We start from the raw sequence: 19241 nt of genomic DNA, 5'->3' as shown, positions 1-19241 counted from the left end.
GGCGCTCTCCTCGTTCTCGTGTCAGTTGTGCCGGTCGAGCCGGCCGGTGATCACGGGATAGACGTCGCGCGCGGCATCCTTCCCGATGAAGCAGTCCATGTGGGCGTACCCGGGGATCACGTCCCGCGTGTAGAGCTCGTCGCCGTTGCGCTCACGCAGCACGTCGTAGGTGATCTCGCTGCCTTCGGGGAGGAACAGGCGGTTGTCGGCCCCATGGAGGAACGCGATCGGCACGCGGAGGCCCGACACGTCGTCGAGGTAGTCGTGGTCGCCGTCGGCGCTCACGGCGTGGTCCGCGCGGAGGATCCTGGTGATGTGGCGCAGCGTGGTCATGTTCGCCACGCCGAACGCCTCCTCGAGGTGGTCGTGCGTCGCGTCGTTCAGCTGCGCGTGGTCGTACACCTCGCCGTACATGAACATCACGCGCCGGCAGAACGGGCGGTCGCAGGGCTCATCGCCGGCGGGGTAGACGGCGAGCGCCTTGTCGTACAGCGTCTCGCCCCACGACGGGTCGTCGTCGAACTCGGTGGTGAGCGTGTCGAAGCCCAGCGCCTGCAGGATGTTCCCGGCGTAGATCCCCGCGCGCAGCTCGTTGAGCGTGCCTCCCCGCGGGTGCAGGGTGACCTGCGACGCCACCGCGGAGCGCACCCCCTCCAGGCCCAGCCCGAGCGCCATCAGCATCGTGAGCGATCCGACGCAGTGCGCCACGATCTGCACCGAGTCCGCCCCCGACACTTCACGCACCTTCGCGACCGCGGCGGGGTAGTCGTAGGCGGCGATGTCGTCGAGCGTGAACTGCGTGCCTCCGGAAGGCAGCGCGGGGCTCGCACGGTAGTCGAGCACCCACACGTCGTAGCCGCGCTCGTACAGGTACTCCGGGAAGTTCGTGTCGGTCGTGTCGATCGTGTACGCGAACGCCGACGTGCCGAACCCGGGGGACAGGATGACCGGCCCCTTGCGACCGCCCTCGAAGCGCGTGAGCCTCAGCAGCACGGCGTCTTCGGTGTCGAACTCGTAGATCGTCGGCTCGCCGCAGCGCAGCGGCCGTCGAACGCGCTCCTCCGAGGCATCCGTCGCCGTCGATGCGGCTTCGTGCTCGCTCATCTCGACCCCCCAGCGTCAGCCGTACGGAGATCGTCGCGGCGAGGCGGGACCGGCCCACGGGCGACGACGGAGTCAGCATATTGCCCGGCACGCGCTCTCGTCACGATCTTCAGGAGCGACGTCGGGCACCCCTGATACCCGGCCCGCGAGAACCACTGGCTAGACTCGTCGCGTGGAACTCGTCTGGTCGACCGCCGCAACGGCACACACGACCGACACGCGAACGCTCGGCGCCTGAGCGGGCAGGGCGCGTCGTGCGCCCGAAGCTGAGTAGCCTTGAATCCGAGCCATTCCCAGGAGAGTTTCCGTGACTGACGCTGTGCCCTATCCCGCCGACGGCTTCGCCCTGTTCCCCGACCGCTCCGTGGTCGCGCTGCGCGTGAACGGCGAGCTGAAAGACCTCGCGACGGTGGTGGAGGAGACGGATGCCGTCGAGCCCGTCACCATCGACAGCCCCGACGGCCTCGCGATCCTGCGCCATTCGACGGCGCACGTCCTCGCCCAGGCCGTCCAGCGCATCAACCCGCAGGCCAACCTCGGCATCGGCCCGCCCATCACCGACGGCTTCTACTACGACTTCGGCGTGGAGCACCCCTTCACCCCCGAGGACCTCAAGGCCATCGACAAGGAGATGGCGCGCATCATCCGCGAGGGCCAGCGCTTCGTCCGCCGCGTCGTCAGCGACGAGGAGGCGCGCGTCGAGCTCGTGGACGAGCCGTTCAAGCTCGAGCTGATCGGTCTGAAGGGCGGGGGAGCCGAGAAGACCGAGGGCGCCTCGGTCGAGGTGGGCGCCGGCGAGCTCACGATCTACGACAACGTCGACCGCGACGGCCAGACGGTCTGGAAAGACCTGTGCCGCGGGCCGCACCTGCCGAACACCCGCATGATCGGCAACGGCTGGGCGCTGCAGCGCATCGCCGGCGCCTACTGGCGCGGGAGCGAGAAGAACCCCCAGCTCCAGCGCATCTACGGCACCGCGTGGCCGACCAAGGACGAGCTGCGCGCCTACCAGAGCCGCCTCGAGGAGGCCGCCAAGCGCGACCACCGCAAGCTCGGCAAAGACCTCGACCTGTTCTCGTTCCCCGACGAGATCGGCTCCGGCCTGTCGGTGTGGCATCCGCGCGGCGGCGTCGTGCGCGGCGAGATGGAGCAGCACGCGCGCCGTCGCCACATCGCGGGCGGCTACACCTACGTGTACACCCCGCACATCTCGAAGGAGGACCTGTTCCTCACCTCGAACCACCTCGTCACGTACAAGGAGGGGATGTTCCCGCCCATCGTGATGGACGAGGAGCGCGACGAGCGCGGCGAGATCACGAAGCACGGCCAGGACTACTACCTGAAGCCGATGAACTGCCCGATGCACATCCTCATCTACAAGGAGCGCGCGCGCAGCTACCGCGACCTGCCGATGCGCCTCGCCGAGAACGGCACGGTCTACCGCAACGAGCTGTCGGGCGCCCTGCACGGCCTCACCCGCGTGCGCGGCTTCACGCAGGACGACTCGCACCTGTTCGTCACCCCCGAGCAGCTGGAGGAGGAGGCGACCCGCGTCCTCGAATTCGTCATCTCGATGCTCCGCGACTTCGGTCTCGACGATTTCGAGCTCGAGCTGTCGATGCGCGACGACGAGAAGGACAAGTGGATCGGCTCGGACGAGTTCTGGGACTACTCCACCAATGCCCTCCGCAACGTCGCGGTCGCGAGCGGCCTGAAGCTCACTGAGGTGCCCGGCGAGGCCGCCTTCTACGGTCCCAAGATCGACCTGAAGACCCGCGACGCCATCGGACGCACGTGGCAGCTGTCGACCGTGCAGGTCGACCCGAACCTGCCCGAGCGCTTCGAGCTGGAGTACACGGACCGCGACGGCCAGAAGAAGCGGCCGATCATGATCCACCGTGCGCTCTTCGGCTCGATCGAGCGGTTCTTCGCGATCCTGCTCGAGCACTACGCGGGCGCGTTCCCGGTGTGGCTGTCGCCCGTCCAGGTCGTCGGCATCCCCGTCGCGGAGGACTTCGCGGATTACCTCGGCGAGGTCATCGACCAGCTGAAGGCCGAGGGCGTCCGCGCCGAGCTCGACCACTCCGACGACCGCATGCAGAAGAAGATCCGCACGCACACCACGCAGAAGGTGCCGCTCCAGCTCATCGCGGGCGCGCAGGACCAGGCGGGCGGCACCGTGTCGTTCCGCTTCCGCGACGGCTCGCAGGAGAACGGCGTGCCGATCGCCGACGCCGTCCGCCGCGTCCGCGAGGCGATCGCATCGCACGCGCTCGTCAACACGGCGGAGGACTTCGCGTGAGCTCCGTCGACGAGGCCGGGTCGGCGGTGCCGGGAACGGATGCCGCAGACCCGGCGCTCGTCGACGCCGCGACGCTCGCCGGGGTCCCCGACGAGTTCCAGCGCCTCTGGACACCGCACCGGATGGCGTACATCCAGGCCGGCCCCGAGGTGCTGCGCCACGATTGCCCGTTCTGCGAGGCGCCCCGCAGGTCGGACGAGGACGGCCTCATCGTCTTCCGCGGCCACACCGCCTATGCGCTCCTCAACCTCTTCCCGTACAACTCGGGACACCTCCTCGTGTGCCCGTACCGCCACATCGCGACGTACGACCAGGCGACCGACGAAGAGGTCGCCGAGATCGGAACGCTGACGCAGCAGGGCATGCGCGTGCTTCGTCAGATCTCGCGCTGCGATGGGTTCAACATCGGCATGAACCAGGGCCATGTGGCCGGGGCCGGCGTGGACGAGCACCTGCACCAGCACATCGTCCCGCGGTGGGCGTCCGACGCGAACTTCTTCCCCATCATCGCGAAGACGAAGGCATTGCCGCAGCTGCTCGGCGACGTGCGCCGCGCGGTGTGGGACGCCTGGCACGCGTGAGGCCAGGGGGACGGATGGGGGCGACCCGCAGCATCCGTCCACGCGCTCAGCGGACCTGCGTGACCTCGAACTGCAGACGCGGGTTCGCGTAGGCGTCCTGCGACTCGACGAGCTGCAGCTCGCGCTCACCCGAGGCGTGGGTGCGTTCGAGCAGGTCGTAGACGCTCGACGTCGTGCGGGCGAGCGCGTCGGCCGCGTCGCGGGTACGGCGGTAGTGCGCGGTGAACAGCGCCGCCGTGACGTCGCCCGAGCCGTTGGCCTTCATCGGGATGTGCGGGGTCTGCACGATCCACGCGCCGTCGTCGGTCACGGCGAGCATCTCGATCGTGCCCTCGGGGCGGTCCGGACGCTCGACGCTCGTGACCAGCACCGTGCTCGGCCCCATCGCGCGCGCGGCATCGGCCGAGGCAAGGGTGGAGTCGAGGTCGGACGGGTCGGTCTCGGTGAGGAAGCCGAGTTCGAACTGATTGGGGGTGATGATGTCTGCGGCGGGCACGACGCGATCACGCAGCAGCACCGGGATCGCGGGGGCCACGAAGCAGCCCGACTTCGCGTTGCCCATGACCGGGTCGCACGCATAGATCGCGGCGGGATTGGCCTGCTTGACCCGCGCGACGGTGTCGAGGATGACGTCGGCGATGCCCTCGCCGCCCTGGTATCCCGACAGCACCACGTCGATCTGGGGGAAGACGCCCCGGTCCTCGATGCCGAGGACGACGTCGCGCACGTCATCGGGACTGATCATCGGGCCGCGCCACGCGCCATAGCCGGTGTGGTTCGAGAAGTTGACCGTGTACACCGGCATGACCTCGACGCCGATGCGCTGCAGCGGGAAGACGGCGGCGGAGTTGCCGACGTGGCCGTAGGCGACTGCGGACTGGATCGAGAGGATCTTCACCGCTCGATCATGCCACTTCGCGCGTGACGAGCCGTCCACCGGCGGCACGCACGGCCGCGGCCACGTCGACGGCGAGCCGCTCGGCGTCGACGTCGTCGAGATCATGCACCGTGAGGCGGAGACGGCGAGACGGCCCGCTCTCACCGAGGACGAAGTCGTCGCCGGCGCGCGCCAGCCAGCCGCGGCGCATGAGCTGCTCCGACACCGCGCGGGCGGGCACGGGCAGGGGGATCCACAGGTTCAGCCCGTCACCCGCGTCCGCCGGCACGCCCTCTGTCGAGAGCCGCTCGACGAACGCGGCGTTGCGCGCGGCGTAGTGCGCACCCGCGCCCTCGATCGCGGCCATGGTCGCAGCATCCGTCACCAACGCGAGCGTGAGCCGCTGCAGCAGGTGACTCACCCACGTCGTGCCGGGGGTCAGGCGCATCGCGAGTCGTTCGGCGGTCTCGGGATCGGATGCCGTCACCGCCAGGCACATGTCGGGTCCGAGGAACTTCGACACCGATCGCACGAGCGCCCACCGGCGGTGGCCGGCAGCGATGAGCGAGTGGAACGGCTGCCGCGAGAGGAGCGAGAAGTGGTCGTCCTCGATCACGAGCACGTACGGGTGGTCCCGGAGCACGGTGCGCAGCTCTTCTGCGCGGCGCGCGGACAGACTGGCGCCCGTCGGATTCTGCGCGCGCGGTGTGTGGACCACCGCGCGCACACCCTGCTCGAGTGCGGCACGCAGTCCCGCGACCGTCATGCCCTCGTCGTCGACGGGCACGGGGACGGGGCGGTAGCCGCCGATCCGAACGGTGTGGATGCTGGTGAGGAAGCACGGATCCTCCAGCGCGACGGCGTCGTCCCGCGTGAGCGCCTGTGCGAGCAGCCGCTCGACGGCATCCGCGGCGCCGCTGGTGATCGTGAGGCGCGGATCGGCGGCGGGTGCGAGATCGTCGCGCATCCAGTCCAGCGCCCAGCGCTCCAGACCGGGATCGATGACCGGTTCGCCGTACAGGACCGGCCGCCCGGCCATCGCCGCGAGCGCGCCGGAGAGGTCGGGGATGAGCTCGGGATCGGGATTGCCGGTGCCGACGTCGCGCAGCACGCTCCCCGCGGCGAAGCCCTCCTGGGCGACGGGGGAAGGGTCGGCCACGCGCGTGCCCCCGCGGCCTCGCGTGACGATCACGCCCGCTTGGGTGAGCTGGCGATACGCGGCGACCACGGTGTTGCGGTTCACCCCGAGCTCGTCGGCGAGCACGCGCACAGGCGGCAGGAGGTCGCCCGGATGCAGATCGCCGCGCTCGATGCGCGCCCGCAGGCTGTCGGCGATCTCGGAGGCGGATCGCCCGCTGATGTCGAGATCCATACCCGCCCTTCCGATGACGTCCCGCCCCGCCGAGTGTACGGCCCAGCCCATGCTATCTTTTGGCCTAGGCCAATACCCGCATTGTCCTCACCCGTTGCGCGTCCCGCGCTCCGATCGAAGGGAAACCTCGTGACCACTGCCGACACGGGAACCGACCGCGTGAAGCGCGGCCTCGCCGAGATGCTCAAGGGCGGCGTCATCATGGACGTCGTCACCCCCGACCAGGCGAAGATCGCCGAGGACGCCGGCGCCGTCGCCGTCATGGCCCTCGAGCGCGTGCCCGCCGACATCCGTGCGCAGGGCGGCGTCTCGCGCATGAGCGACCCCGAGATGATCGACGGCATCATCGAGGCCGTCTCGATCCCGGTCATGGCGAAGGCGCGCATCGGCCACTTCGTCGAGGCCCAGGTGCTGCAGGAGCTCGGTGTCGACTACATCGACGAGTCGGAGGTGCTCTCGCCCGCCGACTACGTGAACCACATCGACAAGTGGAACTTCACCGTGCCGTTCGTCTGCGGCGCCACCAACCTCGGCGAGGCGCTGCGCCGCATCAACGAGGGCGCCGCCATGATCCGCTCGAAGGGCGAGGCGGGCACCGGCGACGTGTCGGAGGCCACCAAGCACATCCGCAAGATCACGAGCGAGATCAATGTGCTGCGCTCGATGACCAAGGACGAGCTGTACGTCGCGGCCAAGGAGCTGCAGGCCCCGTACGACCTCGTCGCCGAGATCGCCGAGACCGGCAAGCTCCCGGTCGTGCTCTTCGTGGCGGGTGGCGTCGCCACTCCCGCGGACGCCGCGATGATGATGCAGATGGGCGCCGACGGCGTGTTCGTCGGCTCGGGCATCTTCAAGTCGGGCAACCCCGCACAGCGTGCCGCGGCCATCGTCAAGGCGACCACGTTCTACGACGACCCCCAGGTGATCGCGGACGTGTCGCGCGGGCTCGGCGAGGCCATGGTCGGCATCAACGTCGCCGACCTTCCCGCGCCGCACCGGCTCGCTGAGCGCGGCTGGTGACGACGCCGCGCGTCGGCGTCCTCGCACTCCAAGGCGACGTCCGTGAGCACGTGCGCGTGCTCACGGACCTCGGCGCCGATGTGACGAAGGTCCGCCGCCCCGAGGAACTCGCCGGGGTGGACGGGCTGGTGCTCCCCGGCGGCGAGTCGAGTGTCATCGACAAGCTCTCCCGCGCCTTCGGCATGCGCGAGCCCCTGCGGGCGGCGATCACCGCGGGGATGCCGGTGTACGGGACGTGCGCCGGCCTCATCCTCCTCGCCGACCGCATCACCGACGGCATCGAGGGCCAGCAGACGTTCGGCGGCCTCGACGTGACGGTGCGCCGCAACGCCTTCGGCAGCCAGGTCGACTCCTTCGAGGTGGACCTGGACATCCCGGCGCTGGGCGAGCCGGCGGTCCACGCGGTGTTCATCCGCGCGCCCCTGGTCGAGCAGGCCGGCGCCGGTGTGGAGCGCCTCGCCGCACTCGACGACGGCCGCGTCGTCGCGGTGCGGCAGGGCTCGCTCCTCGGGACCTCGTTCCACCCCGAGATGACGGGGGAGCACCGCTTCCACGCCCTCCTGCTCGACATGGTCCGCGAGCGGGCCCGGTGACGGGGCGGGAACGACGCGTCGGGGTAGATTCGGAATCATGACGATCAACGACTGGTGGCGCGAGCACCCGGAGGAGCGCTACTGGATGATCGCCCCGTCGCGCGGCATCGTCGGCGATGCGCTCTCGGCTCCGAAGGCCGCGGATGATCGCCGGTTCGAGTGGTCCCACGAGCTCGTCGGCTTCACCGAGCCCGGCGACACCCTGTTCGTCTGGGATCGCACCCTGCCGGTGCCCGGCATCGCCGCATGGGGCCGCGTGCTCGGCCCGCTGGGGGAGGAGACCCGCGATCGCCGCGGCGACGACCTGCCCCACTGGCGCATGCCCATCAGCGACACCCTGCGTCTCGCCTCGCCGATCACCCTGCCGAGCTTGCGTCGCGTCGGCAGCGAGATCGTCTCGGTGCGCGACCGGGTGGAGGCGCTCACCGAGGGCCCCGTCTACTTCCCCTTCATCGGCTCGGCCGAGACGCTCGCCCCCGCCCCCGCGTACCTCACGAAGGTCCCGCGCGACCTCGTCGCGCTGCTGTCGTCGCGGTTCGGCTTCGAGTTCGCGCTGTAGAGCGGGGATAAACTAGTCCGTCGGACGAGGCGTTCACACGCCCGCACCCGACGAGCGTGAATTCAGGAGGACCATGTCCGGGCATTCCAAGTGGGCCACGACCAAGCACAAGAAGGCGGTCATCGACAGCCGCCGTGCCAAGTCGTGGGCGAAGCTCATCAAGAACATCGAGGTCGCCGCCAAGCTCGGCGGACCCGACCTGCAGGGCAACCCGACCCTGTTCGACGCCGTGCTCAAGGCGAAGAAGACGTCGGTCCCGAAGGACAACATCGACCGCGCGATCAAGCGCGGCGCCGGCATCGGCGGCGAGTCCGTCGAATACTCGTCGATCATGTACGAGGGATACGGGCCCAACGGCGTCGCCCTCATGATCGAGTGTCTGACCGACAACAAGAACCGCGCCGCGGCTGAGGTGCGCACCGCGCTCACCCGCAACGGCGGCACGCTGGCCGACCCCGGCAGCGTCGCCTACAACTTCACCCGCAAGGGCGTCATCGTCGTGGGCGGCGAGGGCACCAGCGAGGACGACGTCATGCTCGCCGTGCTCGAGGCCGGTGCCGAAGAGGTCGAGCCGCACGCGCAGGGCTTCGAGGTCATCACCGAGGCCACCGACCTCGTGACCGTCCGCTCCGCGTTGCAGGACGCCGGCATCGAGTACGAATCGGCGGACGTCGAGTTCGTGCCGAACCTCAAGGTCGAGGTCGACGCCGACACCGCACGCAAGGTCTTCCGCCTCATCGACGCCCTCGAAGACAGCGACGACGTCCAGAACGTCTACAGCAACTTCGACCTCACCGCCGAGGTGCAGGCCGAGCTCGAGAACGACGAGGACTGAGGAATGCATAGGGATGCCGCGGCCAGCGCGCCTGGCCGCAGCATCCGTCTTCCTCGCCTAGCGTGAAGGAGTGGCATCCTCCCGCGGTCGGCTGCGCGTGCTCGGAATCGATCCGGGCCTGACGCGCTGCGGTGTCGGCGTGGTCGACGTCGCTCCCGACCGGTCCGCCGTGCTGGTGCACGTGGGCGTCGTGCGGTCCGATCCGGGCGCTCCGATCGAGGAGCGGCTCGCGGTCATCGCGCGGGGCCTGCGCGCTGTCGTGGACGCGCACGAGCCCGATGTCGTCGCGGTGGAGCGGGTCTTCGCCCAGCACAACCGTGCGACCGTGATGGGGACCGCCCAGGCCAGCGGCATCGCGCTGCTCGTCGCGGGAGAGCGGGGCATCGCCGCCGCCACGCACACCCCGTCCGAGGTGAAGGCCGCGATCACGGGGTACGGCAACGCCGACAAACGCCAGGTCCAGACCATGGTGGCGCGGGTCCTGCGACTGGACGAGCTCCCCAAGCCCGCCGACGCGGCGGACGCCCTCGCGCTCGCCCTCTGCCACGCCTGGCGCGGCGCGCCGGCGCAGACGGCGGCATCCGGTCCGCTCACCCCCGCACAGCGCGCCTGGGCCGACGCGGAGCGACTCGCCCGTCGGTGATCCCGCACACCGCGATGCGTGTCGCTCGAACAAACGTCCGAACCGCACCGTAGGCTCGACGCATGATCTCCTCAGTCCGCGGCACCGCCGTGCACGTCGATGCGGATGCGGTCGTCGTCGAGGTCGGGGGAGTCGGCCTCCACGTCGCCGTGACCCCGCAGGTCGCGCGCACCACGCACCTGGGCGACACCGTCACCCTCCACACGACGCTCATCGTCCGCGAAGACGCGCTCTCGCTGTTCGGCTTCGAGACCCGCGAAGAGCTCGTCGTGTTCGGTCAGCTGCTCGGCGTCACCGGCGTGGGCCCGAAGTCGGCGCTGGGAGTACTCGCGACGCTCACGGTCCCGCAGATCGCCGACGCGGTCTCCGCCGACGACGACGCCCCGTTCCGTCGGGTCTCGGGCATCGGCCCGAAGACGGCGAAGCTCATCGTGGTGCAGCTGGCCGGAAAGATCGCGGTGACGCGTCCCGCCGGTTCCGGAGGGGCGGATGCTGCGGGCCCGACCGCGATCCCGGCACAGGTCGTGCAGGCCCTCGTCGGCCTCGGCTGGTCCGAGCGCGTGGCCGTCGAAGCCGTCGAGAACGTTGCCGCCGACGCACCCGAGTCCGACCGATCGTCGGTGCCGGCACTGCTGCGCCGCACGCTCGCGACGCTCGGCCCCGCCCGGAAGGAGACGGTGAGTGGCTGACGTGCGCGAAGCCGAAGAGCCCGTCGACGAGGCGGAGCTCGCGATCGAGGGCGCGCTGCGCCCGATGTCACTGGCCGAGTTCGTCGGGCAGCAGAAGGTGCGCGGTCAGATGCAGCTGCTGCTCGATGCGGCCCGCATCCAGCAGCGGCCCGCCGATCACATCCTGCTCTCCGGCCCTCCCGGGCTCGGCAAGACCACGCTCGCGATGATCGTCGCGTACGAGAGCGGGCGCCCGCTGCGGCTGTCCAGCGGACCCGCGATCCAGCACGCCGGCGACCTCGCCGCGCTGCTGTCGAGCCTCACGCCCGGCGAGGTCCTCTTCATCGACGAGGTGCACCGCATGGCGCGCTCTGCGGAAGAGATGCTGTACCTGGCGATGGAGGACTTCCGCATCGACATCATGGTGGGCAAGGGTGCGGGCGCGACGAGCATCCCGCTGGACCTGTCGCCGTTCACCCTCGTCGGCGCGACGACGAGGTCGGGCCTGCTGCCCAACCCCCTGCGCGACCGCTTCGGGTTCACCGCCCACCTCGAGTACTACGAGCCCGAGGAGCTCGAGCGGGTCATCGAGCGCTCCGCGGTCATGCTCGGAGTCTCGCTGCCTCCCGCCGCCCGCGCCGAGATCGCACGTCGCTCGCGGGGAACGCCCCGCATCGCGAACCGCCTGCTGCGCCGCGTGCGCGACTACCTCGTCGTCCATGGGCGCACCGGCGCAGACATCGCGGCGGTCGACGCCGCACTCGACCTCTACGACGTGGACCGGATCGGGCTCGATCGGCTCGACCGCGCGGTTCTCGACATGCTCGTCAGGAGATTCAGGGGCGGACCCGTCGGCCTCAGCACGCTCGCGGTCGCGGTCGGTGAGGAGCCCGACACGATCGAATCGGTCGTCGAGCCGTATCTCGTGCGGATCGGCTTCATGGGGCGCACCCCGCGCGGGCGCATCGCCATGCCCGAGGCCTACGCCCACCTGGGGGTGCCGCTGGCCGACTCGGTGCTCGGATTCGATGACCTATAATCGCTGGAGGTTTACACCCCATCCCTCCCTGCAAGGCAGTGCCGCCCTGGCGCCTGCCTGACCCGAAAGGTGCTTCCAGCTCCATGGACTTCGCTTCCTTCCTGAGCAATTACGGCCTCATCATCCTGCTGGTCGTGCTCCTCGTCTTCATGTTCTGGAGCTCCCGCCGTCGTATGCAGAAGCAGAAGGCGGAGCAGGAGCAGAAGGCCCGCCAGACGGTGCCCGGCTCCGAAGTGCTGCTGCAGGGCGGCCTCTACGGCACGATCGTGTCGTACGACCCTGACAACCTCGACCAGCCCGCGATCGTCGAGCTCGCGCCCGGTGTCGAGATCAAGGTGCACAGCCAGGCGATCCTGCGGGTCGTGAACCCCGGCGAGCACGCGGTCACGGAGGACGAGTACCTCGCAGCCGAGGAGAGCCACGCCGAGTACGCCGAGGGCGTCGCCAACGGCGACATCACCTCGATCAGCGACGACCAGAGCTCGGCCGCCGGCAAGGAGAAGACCGACCCCGACGCCGAGACCGGCACCAAGTCGCAGGGCTGACGCCCCTCCGTTCGCCCGTTCGGGCTCTCAAGAAAGCAAAGACGTGGCGACTTCCACCCCCGTCCGGCATGCATGGCGCGCGCTGACCGGACTCCTCGCGATCACCGCACTCCTGTTCGGCATCAACGCGCTCGGCGTGTATGTGTTCGGGCAGAGCTCGTGGACCCCCGCGCTCGCGCTCGACCTCCAGGGCGGCACGCAGATCGTCCTGGAGGCGCAGACCGAGGACGGCGCAGCTCCGTCCGACGAGCAGATGCAGCAGGCGGTCACGATCATCCGCCAGCGCGTCGACGCCTCGGGCGTCGGCGAGGCCGATGTCACCACGCAGGGCGGCAACCAGATCGTGGTGCAGATCCCCGGTCAGGCCGACGAGGAGACCCGCAACCGCATCGAGGCATCGGCGCAGCTGCAGCTGCGCGCCGTGCTGTATGCGGGGGCGCCGGCGAACACCTTCGTCGGCGAGGACGGGAACGCGACGCCGTACCCGACGCCCGACCCGTCGCTGCAGGCGACGCCGACCACCTCGCCGACCAACGGCAGCGACCTGGCGTGGATCACGCCGGCCCTGCAGGCGGAGTTCCAGGCGTACGACTGCGCCGATCCCGCGAACGATCCCGCGAATGCGCCGGCCGACGAGCCGCTCATCACGTGTGACGCCGACGGCACGGTCAAGTACATCCTCGGCCCGGTCGAGCTCGACGGCTCGTCGATCGACGACGCGACCTTCGGCGTGCAGCAGAACAACGGCCTGTGGGCGGTCAACCTCTCGTTCGACGGCGAGGGCACCCAGACCTTCGGCGAGATCAGCCAGCGCCTCTACGGTGCGCAGGCCCCGCTGAACCAGTTCGCGTTCGTGCTCGACGGCTACGTCCTGTCGGCTCCGTCGATGAACGGCGTGATCCTCGACGGCAAGCCGAGCATCACGGGCAGCTTCACCCAGGAGACCGCGAAGGTCCTCGCCGACCAGCTGAAGTACGGCGCGCTGCCGCTCAGCTTCACGGTCGAGAGCTCCAACTCGATCTCCGCGACGCTCGGCTCGCAGCAGCTGCAGATCGGCCTCATCGCAGGTCTGATCGGTCTGCTGCTCGTGGCGATCTACTCGCTCATCGTCTATCGCGCGCTGGGTTTCATCATCATCGCCTCCCTCGCGGTGATGGCGGTGCTGACCTATGTCACGCTGTGCATCCTCGCGTGGCGCATGGGCTTCCGCCTCTCGCTCGCCGGTGTCGCGGGTCTGATCGTGACGATCGGCTTCACGGCCGACTCCTTCATCGTCTACTTCGAACGCATCCGAGACGAGCTGCGCGACGGCAAGTCGATCACCGGTGCCGTCGAGGACGGCTGGGGCCGCGCCAAGCGCACGATCTACATCTCGAAGTCGATCAACATCCTGGCCGCCGTGGTGCTGTACATCCTCGCGGACTCCACGGTGAAGGGCTTCGCCTTCACGCTCGGTCTCACGACCGCGATCGACGTGCTGATCTTCATCCTGTTCACGCACCCGGTGCTGCAGCTGCTGGCCCGCACGCGGTTCTTCGGGTCGGGGCATCCGCTGTCCGGACTCGACCCGACCGCGCTCGGCGCCGTCTATCGCGGTCGCGCGCAATTCCGCGAGCCGGTGCTGGCCACCGGCGCCGCGGGTCGCCGCAACGTCAAGTCCCGCGGTGAAGCCGCACGTCGCCAGACCATCGCCGAGCGGAAGCAGGCCGAGCTGGCCGCCGCCGACAGCGCGAAACCCGGCACGAACGTCAAGGAGGGAGACGACTGATGCGCTCCATGAGCCAGTTCGGCAACGACCTCTACACCGGCAAGACGTCGTTCCCCTTCGTCGGCCGCCGCCGCCTGTGGTTCCTCATCGCGGCGATCCTCGTCATCGGCTCGGCCCTCGTGCCGCTGCTGCGCCCCATCCAGTTCTCGATCGAGTTCACGGGCGGATCGCAGTTCACGGTGAGCGGCGTCGCCGCGCCGATCGACCAGTCGCTCGCCACCGACGCCGTCCACTCGGTCGTCCCGGACGCGACCACCAAGGTCGTCACGATCGGCGACGACGCGGTGCGCGTCCAGACCGACCAGGTGACGGATGCCGAGAGCCGCGAGATCTCTGCGGCCCTGGCCGAGACGTACAACGTGCCCGAGAGCGAAGTCAGCTACGCCTTCATCGGCCCCAGCTGGGGAGCCGACGTGACGCGGCAGTCGCTGTGGGGTCTCGCGATCTTCCTGGCACTGACGGCGATCATCCTGGCGCTGTACTTCCGGACGTGGAAGATGTCCGCCTCGGCGATCATCGGCCTCCTGGACGTGCTCATCATCACGATCGGCGTCTACGCGCTGTTCGGCTTCGAGATCTCGCCCGCCGCCGTGATCGGCTTCCTGACGATCCTCTCGTACGCGCTGTACGACACCACGGTCGTCTTCGACAAGATCAGGGAGAACACGAGCGAGGACGGCGAGGTGTCCGGGCGCACGTTCGGCGACTCGGTGAACCTCGCGGTGAACCAGACCCTGGTGCGCTCGATCAACACGACCGTCGTGGCGATCCTCCCGACCGGCGCGATCCTGTTCATCGGCGTCATCTGGGCGGGTGCGCAGACGCTCACCGACCTGTCGCTGTCGATCTTCGTCGGAACGATCGTGGCCGCCTACTCGACGATCTTCGTCGCGGCGCCGCTGTACTCGCTCCTGCGCGAGAACGAGCCGGCCATCAAGGCACGCGACGCGCGCGTCGCGGCGGCCCGCGAGCTGGCGGGCACCCCGGCCTGAGGGTCCGCCGCGCGGGCGTAGGATTGTGAGGTCCAGCGGAGGGGAGGGGATCGAGTGACCGAGACCGTCCCCCCCGCCCAGTCCTCGTCGCTGCGGCGCCTCGTCCCTCGGATCTTCTCGAGGTCAGCGCGCCGCGACGACGTCGAGCAGCTCCTGCGGACGGTGCGCACGCACCATCCGAAGGGCGATCTGTCGATCGTCGAGCGCGCGTACTCGGTCGCCGACACCGCACACACCGGCCAGCTGCGCCAGAGCGGCGAGCCGTACATCACGCACCCGCTCGCGGTGGCGCAGATCCTGGCGGATCTGGGGCTCGGGCCGCGTGCGATCGCCGCCGCGCTCCTGCACGACACCGTCGAGGACACCGAGTACTCGCTCGAGATGCTCACGAGCGAGTTCGGCGACGAGGTCGCCATGCTCGTGGACGGCGTGACCAAGCTCGACAAGGTCAAGTACGGCGAGAGCGCGCAGGCCGAGACGGTCCGCAAGATGATCGTCGCGATGTCGCGCGACATCCGGGTCCTGCTGATCAAGCTCGCCGACCGCCTGCACAATGCGCGCACGTGGGGATTCGTCCCGCCCGAGAAGTCGCGCAAGAAGGCGACCGAGACGCTCGAGATCTACGCGCCGCTCGCGCATCGGCTCGGCATCCAGGCGATCAAGTCCGAACTCGAGGACCTGTCGTTCGCCGTACTGCACCCGAAGCTGTACGCCGAGATCGACAGCCTCGTGAAGCAGCGCACCCCCCAGCGCGAGCAGTACGTGCAGAACGTCATCGACGCGGTCGACAGCGACCTGCGGGAGCTCCGCATCCGCGGCCGCGTCATGGGGCGCCCCAAGCAGCTGTACTCCGTCTACCAGAAGATGGTCGTCCGCGGCCGCGAGTTCGATGACATCTACGACCTCATCGGCATCCGTGTGCTGGTGGGGAGCGTGCGCGACTGCTACGCCGTCCTCGGCGCGATCCACGCACGATGGACCCCGCTTCCCGGGCGTTTCAAGGACTACATCGCGACCCCGAAGTTCAACCTCTACCAGTCGCTGCACACGACCGTGATCGGCCCCGGAGGCCGCACCGTCGAGATCCAGATCCGCACGCACGAGATGCACCAGCAGGCCGAGTACGGCGTCGCTGCACACTGGAAGTACAAGGAGCAGATGAACGGCGGCAAGTCGGACTACAAGTCCGACGACACCGACATGGCGTGGCTCGCCCACATCTCCGACTGGCAGGCCGAGACCGCAGATCCCGGCGAGTTCCTCGACTCGCTGCGCTTCGAGATCGGCGCCAAGGAGGTCTACGTCTTCACGCCGAAGGGGCGGGTCATCGGCCTTCCGTCCGGCGCGACGCCCGTGGACTTCGCCTACGCGGTGCACACCGAAGTCGGGCACCGCACGATGGGCGCAAAGGTCAACGGGCGCCTGGTGCCGCTCGAGTCCGAGCTCAAGAGCGGCGACGTCGTCGAGGTGTTCACGTCGAAGAACCCCGACGCCGGCCCCAGCCAGGACTGGCTCGGATTCGTGCGCAGCACCCGCGCCCGCAACAAGATCCGCGGCTGGTTCACGAAGGAACGCCGTGAGGAGGCGATCGAGCAGGGCAAGGAGTCGATCGCCCGGGCGATGCGCCGGCAGAACCTGCCCCTGCAGCGGCTGATGAGCCAGGACTCGTTCACCGAGGTCGCCCATCAGCTGCGCTACGAGGACGTCTCAGCGCTGTACGCCGCGGTCGGCGAGGGCCACGTCTCGACCCAGTCGGTCCTCGAGAAGGTCACCGCGCTGGTCGCGGCGAACGACACCACCACGGGTCCGATCGACCTGCCGGTCGTCGGCAGGGCCCGCGCCCCCCGCAACGGCGACTCCGGCATCCTGGTGCGCGGCGCGCCCGACATCCTCGTCAAGCTCGCGAAGTGCTGCACACCGGTGCCCGGCGATCAGATCGTCGGGTTCGTCACGCGCGGCAGCGGCGTCTCGGTGCACCGCGCCGACTGCACCAACGTCAAGTCGCTCATGGAGGACCCGGAGCGGCTCATCGAGGTCGAGTGGGCACCCACGACGAAGAGCGTCTTCCTCGTGCAGATCCAGGTCGAGGCGCTCGACCGATCGGGGCTTCTGAGCGACGTCACACGCGTGCTCAGCGAGCACCACGTCAACATCCTCTCGGCGACGGTCTCGACCTCCAACGACCGGCTGGCCCTCAGCCGGTTCGTGTTCGAGATGGGCGACATCGTCCACCTCGACCGCGTGCTCAACGCCGTGCGGCGCATCGACGCCGTCTACGACGTGTACCGCGTCACCTCGTCCTGACGCTCTTCGACGAGCGCCCGGAGGCACGCGAGCGCCGCACGCTTGTGGGGGAGCGCACCCGCCTCCAGCCGCGCGATCGCCTCGTACGCGGCATCCGCGTCGATCTCCGCGAGAAGGCGCGCCGCCTCGGTGTGCTCGTCGTCGCCCACGCGTGCGAGGTCGGCGAGGGTGCGCTCCGGCGTCGTGACGAGCACGCCGCCGACCAGCTGGAGATCGTCACCAGGGACCTGCAGATCGCGGTAGACCACGCGGCGGTCCGGTCGCACGTGGAGGCGGCGCGGCACCCCGCGCTGCACGGTATGGCGTGACGGAGGCAGCGGCAGTCCGCCGTGCACCCAGGCCGCCGACAGGTGGGTGGCCGCGAGCGTGTCGCCGAGGGTCTCGGCGAGCGAGCCTGCGCGCAGCGCCGCCGTCTCGACGGCGTCGGCGGGGATGTACGCGTCGCCGAGCGCCACGAGGTCGCCGTCGAGGCATGCAGCCGTCAGCTCGGCGCGCGAGAGCCGCTCATCGGCGAAGTAGAGGAAGGGCGATCGCACGGGGGCAGTCTGCCGCACCCCGCATGATCCGTGGATGCCGCAGCCGGCCGATTGTGGAGAACCCGGTCGTCGCGGACGCGACGACCGGGTTCGACTCGGCTCAGACGGGGCTGATCAGCCGCCGAGTGCCTTCAGCCACGTGCGGCGGGCCTCGAGCGCATCGGTCGCGTTCGCGATCGCCTTCTTGTCGCCCGACTTCTTCGCGGCCTCGAGCTCGTCCTCGAGCTTCTGGATCGCGTCGGTGAGCTGGCGCGTCATGTCGTTGGCGCGGGCCTTCTGCTCCGGGTCGTTGCGCTTCCAGTCGGCGTCCTCGCGGGTGCGCAGCGCGTTCTCGACGCGACGCAGCTCGTCGTCGAGCGAACGCTCGGTGTCGCGCGGGAAGATCCGGCCGATCTCGTCCCAGCGGCGCTGGATCCCGGTGAGGATCGAGCGGGCCTTCGCGATGTCGCGCTCGTCGCCGACCGCCTTCGCCTCTTCGAGGAGAGCGCGCTTGAGGTCGATCTTCTCGCGGGAGGCCTCGGCGTCCGCCGCCTCGCGCTCGATCCGCGCGCCGTAGAGCGCGTCGCCGGCGGCCTTGAAGCGGGCCCACAGCGCGTCGTCGACCTTCTTGCCGGCGCGACCGGCGGTCTTCCACTGGTCGAGCAGCTCACGGTAGGCGGGGATGCCGTCCTCGCCCTTGGGCGCGAGGGCCTCCGCCTTCTCGACGAGGCGCGTCTTGCGGTCGCGGACGTCCTTGTGCGCCTCGTCCAGCTCGGCGTAGAACGCGCGGCGGTGCTTGTCGACAGTGGCGCGCGCGTCACGGAATCGCTTCCAGAGCTGCTGCGCCGTCGACTTCGGCAGGCGCGGACCGTTCTGCTGCTGCGACTGCCACTGGTCGAAGAGGGAGTTGAGCTCGGCCGTCGCCTGCTTCCACTGCACGGTGCGCGGGTCGCGGGCGGCCAGGGCCTCGGCCTTGTCGACCAGCTCGGTGCGCGCCTTGACCGCGTCGTCGACGGCTTCGCGCGCCGCGACGGCCTCGGTCGCCGATTCGGCCGCGAGGGTCTCGGTGAGCGCGGCGACGCGGGCGACGAGGCTCGCGAGGTCGCCGACGGCAGCAGCTCCGTCGAGCTTGCCGTTGATCGTGCGCGCGGTCGAACGCAGGTCGGAGGCGGAGGCACCGCCGCGGCGGTGGCGCACCTCCAGGAGCGTCACCTCGCTCGCGAGGTCGGTGTACTTGCGCTCGAAGTAGGCGAGCGCCTCTTCGGCCGACCCGTCGGGGTACTGCCCGACGACTCGCCAGCCGTCGGCCTCGCGGACCGAGACGGTGCCGTCCTCGTCGACGCGGCCCCACGGCTCGTCGGCGGAGGGCAGAGCCTCCACGACGACGTCCACGACCTCGACGGCCACGACCTCGCCGTCTTCGACGACTTCGGCGACCTCGATCACCTCGACGGCCACGACCTCGGAGTCTTCGACGACCTCCACCACGTCGACCTCGACGACCTCGACCTCGACGTCCGCAGG

18 protein-coding genes are annotated in these 19241 nt (G+C 69.7%); 13 read left to right on the top strand and 5 right to left on the bottom strand.

The window, feature by feature from the left end; translation table 11 throughout:
* Positions 1–21: 21 nt before the first annotated feature.
* Positions 22–1104 (bottom strand): alpha/beta fold hydrolase, encoded by a 1083-nt coding sequence (locus tag ASF40_RS06055; protein ID WP_056367307.1) that lies wholly within the window; start codon positions 1102–1104, stop codon positions 22–24.
* A gap of 307 nt (positions 1105–1411) precedes the next feature.
* Here ASF40_RS06055 and thrS point away from each other — a divergent pair, with 307 nt between their 5' ends.
* Positions 1412–3406: a threonine--tRNA ligase gene (gene thrS / locus ASF40_RS06050; protein WP_235560148.1), complete on the top strand. Its 1995-nt coding sequence runs from the start codon at positions 1412–1414 to the stop codon at positions 3404–3406.
* Between the two features lie 26 nt (positions 3407–3432).
* Positions 3433–3987, top strand: coding sequence for an HIT family protein (locus ASF40_RS06045; protein ID WP_157549555.1), 555 nt, complete (start codon positions 3433–3435; stop codon positions 3985–3987).
* Between the two features lie 46 nt (positions 3988–4033).
* Here ASF40_RS06045 and pdxY read toward each other — a convergent pair whose 3' ends face one another.
* Positions 4034–4885, bottom strand: coding sequence for a pyridoxal kinase PdxY (gene pdxY, locus ASF40_RS06040; protein WP_056367304.1), 852 nt, complete (start codon positions 4883–4885; stop codon positions 4034–4036).
* A gap of 7 nt (positions 4886–4892) precedes the next feature.
* Positions 4893–6236 carry an aminotransferase class I/II-fold pyridoxal phosphate-dependent enzyme gene (locus tag ASF40_RS06035; protein WP_056367303.1) on the bottom strand — a complete coding sequence of 448 codons (1344 nt, stop codon included), beginning with the start codon at positions 6234–6236 and terminating at the stop codon, positions 4893–4895.
* Between the two features lie 129 nt (positions 6237–6365).
* Here ASF40_RS06035 and pdxS point away from each other — a divergent pair, with 129 nt between their 5' ends.
* The 11 genes from pdxS to ASF40_RS05980 all read left to right on the top strand — a co-directional run bounded on the left by pdxS (position 6366) and on the right by ASF40_RS05980 (position 17202).
* Positions 6366–7256 (top strand): pyridoxal 5'-phosphate synthase lyase subunit PdxS, encoded by an 891-nt coding sequence (pdxS, locus tag ASF40_RS06030; RefSeq protein WP_056367302.1) that lies wholly within the window; start codon positions 6366–6368, stop codon positions 7254–7256.
* Complete coding sequence (gene pdxT, locus ASF40_RS06025) at positions 7253–7849, top strand: pyridoxal 5'-phosphate synthase glutaminase subunit PdxT (protein ID WP_056367301.1); 597 nt, start codon at positions 7253–7255, stop codon at positions 7847–7849. Before pdxS ends, pdxT begins: the two co-directional genes overlap by 4 nt.
* Before the next feature lie 37 nt (positions 7850–7886).
* Entirely contained in the window at positions 7887–8408 is a 522-nt protein-coding gene (locus ASF40_RS06020) for a hypothetical protein (protein ID WP_056367300.1), read from the top strand.
* A 73-nt stretch (positions 8409–8481) separates the two neighbouring features.
* The gene (locus ASF40_RS06015; RefSeq protein WP_045302545.1) at positions 8482–9243 is read left to right on the top strand and encodes a YebC/PmpR family DNA-binding transcriptional regulator; all 762 of its coding nucleotides are present in this window, start codon (positions 8482–8484) and stop codon (positions 9241–9243) included.
* Between the two features lie 70 nt (positions 9244–9313).
* The gene (gene ruvC / locus ASF40_RS06010; protein ID WP_235560147.1) at positions 9314–9886 is read left to right on the top strand and encodes a crossover junction endodeoxyribonuclease RuvC; all 573 of its coding nucleotides are present in this window, start codon (positions 9314–9316) and stop codon (positions 9884–9886) included.
* 62 nt (positions 9887–9948) lie between these two features.
* Complete coding sequence (gene ruvA, locus ASF40_RS06005; RefSeq protein WP_056367299.1) at positions 9949–10575, top strand: Holliday junction branch migration protein RuvA; 627 nt, start codon at positions 9949–9951, stop codon at positions 10573–10575.
* Complete coding sequence (ruvB, locus tag ASF40_RS06000; protein ID WP_056367298.1) at positions 10568–11593, top strand: Holliday junction branch migration DNA helicase RuvB; 1026 nt, start codon at positions 10568–10570, stop codon at positions 11591–11593. The genes ruvA and ruvB overlap by 8 nt, the downstream gene beginning before the upstream one ends.
* An 83-nt stretch (positions 11594–11676) precedes the next feature.
* Positions 11677–12138 carry a preprotein translocase subunit YajC gene (locus ASF40_RS05995; RefSeq protein ID WP_056367297.1) on the top strand — a complete coding sequence of 154 codons (462 nt, stop codon included), beginning with the start codon at positions 11677–11679 and terminating at the stop codon, positions 12136–12138.
* 43 nt (positions 12139–12181) lie between these two features.
* Positions 12182–13906, top strand: coding sequence for a protein translocase subunit SecD (gene secD / locus ASF40_RS05990; protein WP_056367296.1), 1725 nt, complete (start codon positions 12182–12184; stop codon positions 13904–13906).
* Entirely contained in the window at positions 13906–14898 is a 993-nt protein-coding gene (gene secF, locus ASF40_RS05985; RefSeq protein WP_056367295.1) for a protein translocase subunit SecF, read from the top strand. Before secD ends, secF begins: the two co-directional genes overlap by 1 nt.
* Positions 14899–14952: 54 nt before the next feature.
* Positions 14953–17202 carry a RelA/SpoT family protein gene (locus tag ASF40_RS05980; protein ID WP_056367294.1) on the top strand — a complete coding sequence of 750 codons (2250 nt, stop codon included), beginning with the start codon at positions 14953–14955 and terminating at the stop codon, positions 17200–17202.
* Here the strand turns inward: ASF40_RS05980 and ASF40_RS05975 are convergent.
* Positions 17172–17738 carry a hypothetical protein gene (locus ASF40_RS05975; protein WP_056367293.1) on the bottom strand — a complete coding sequence of 189 codons (567 nt, stop codon included), beginning with the start codon at positions 17736–17738 and terminating at the stop codon, positions 17172–17174. The two genes, ASF40_RS05980 and ASF40_RS05975, sit on opposite strands and share 31 nt — an antisense overlap.
* Before the next feature lie 114 nt (positions 17739–17852).
* Positions 17853–19097 (bottom strand): DUF349 domain-containing protein, encoded by a 1245-nt coding sequence (locus ASF40_RS05970; RefSeq protein ID WP_056368257.1) that lies wholly within the window; start codon positions 19095–19097, stop codon positions 17853–17855.
* Positions 19098–19241: the final 144 nt, after the last annotated feature.

Origin of the sequence: Microbacterium sp. Leaf288 (genome assembly GCF_001422925.1) — a bacterium.
GTDB lineage: Bacteria > Actinomycetota > Actinomycetes > Actinomycetales > Microbacteriaceae > Microbacterium.
Note: the sequence above shows the minus strand (reverse complement) of the source record. Positions and strands in the feature narration are given on the sequence as shown.

What these genes read in the sequence shown, in the direction of transcription:
- ruvA (WP_056367299.1), top strand. Translation starts at nt 9,949, where the DNA reads ATGATCTCCTCAGTCCGCGGCACCGCCGTGCACGTCGATGCGGATGCG.
- secF (WP_056367295.1), top strand. Translation starts at nt 13,906, where the DNA reads ATGCGCTCCATGAGCCAGTTCGGCAACGACCTCTACACCGGCAAGACG.
- ASF40_RS06055 (WP_056367307.1), bottom strand. Translation starts at nt 1,104, where the DNA reads ATGAGCGAGCACGAAGCCGCATCGACGGCGACGGATGCCTCGGAGGAG.
- ASF40_RS06020 (WP_056367300.1), top strand. Translation starts at nt 7,887, where the DNA reads ATGACGATCAACGACTGGTGGCGCGAGCACCCGGAGGAGCGCTACTGG.
- ASF40_RS06015 (WP_045302545.1), top strand. Translation starts at nt 8,482, where the DNA reads ATGTCCGGGCATTCCAAGTGGGCCACGACCAAGCACAAGAAGGCGGTC.
- ASF40_RS06035 (WP_056367303.1), bottom strand. Translation starts at nt 6,236, where the DNA reads ATGGATCTCGACATCAGCGGGCGATCCGCCTCCGAGATCGCCGACAGC.
- ASF40_RS05995 (WP_056367297.1), top strand. Translation starts at nt 11,677, where the DNA reads ATGGACTTCGCTTCCTTCCTGAGCAATTACGGCCTCATCATCCTGCTG.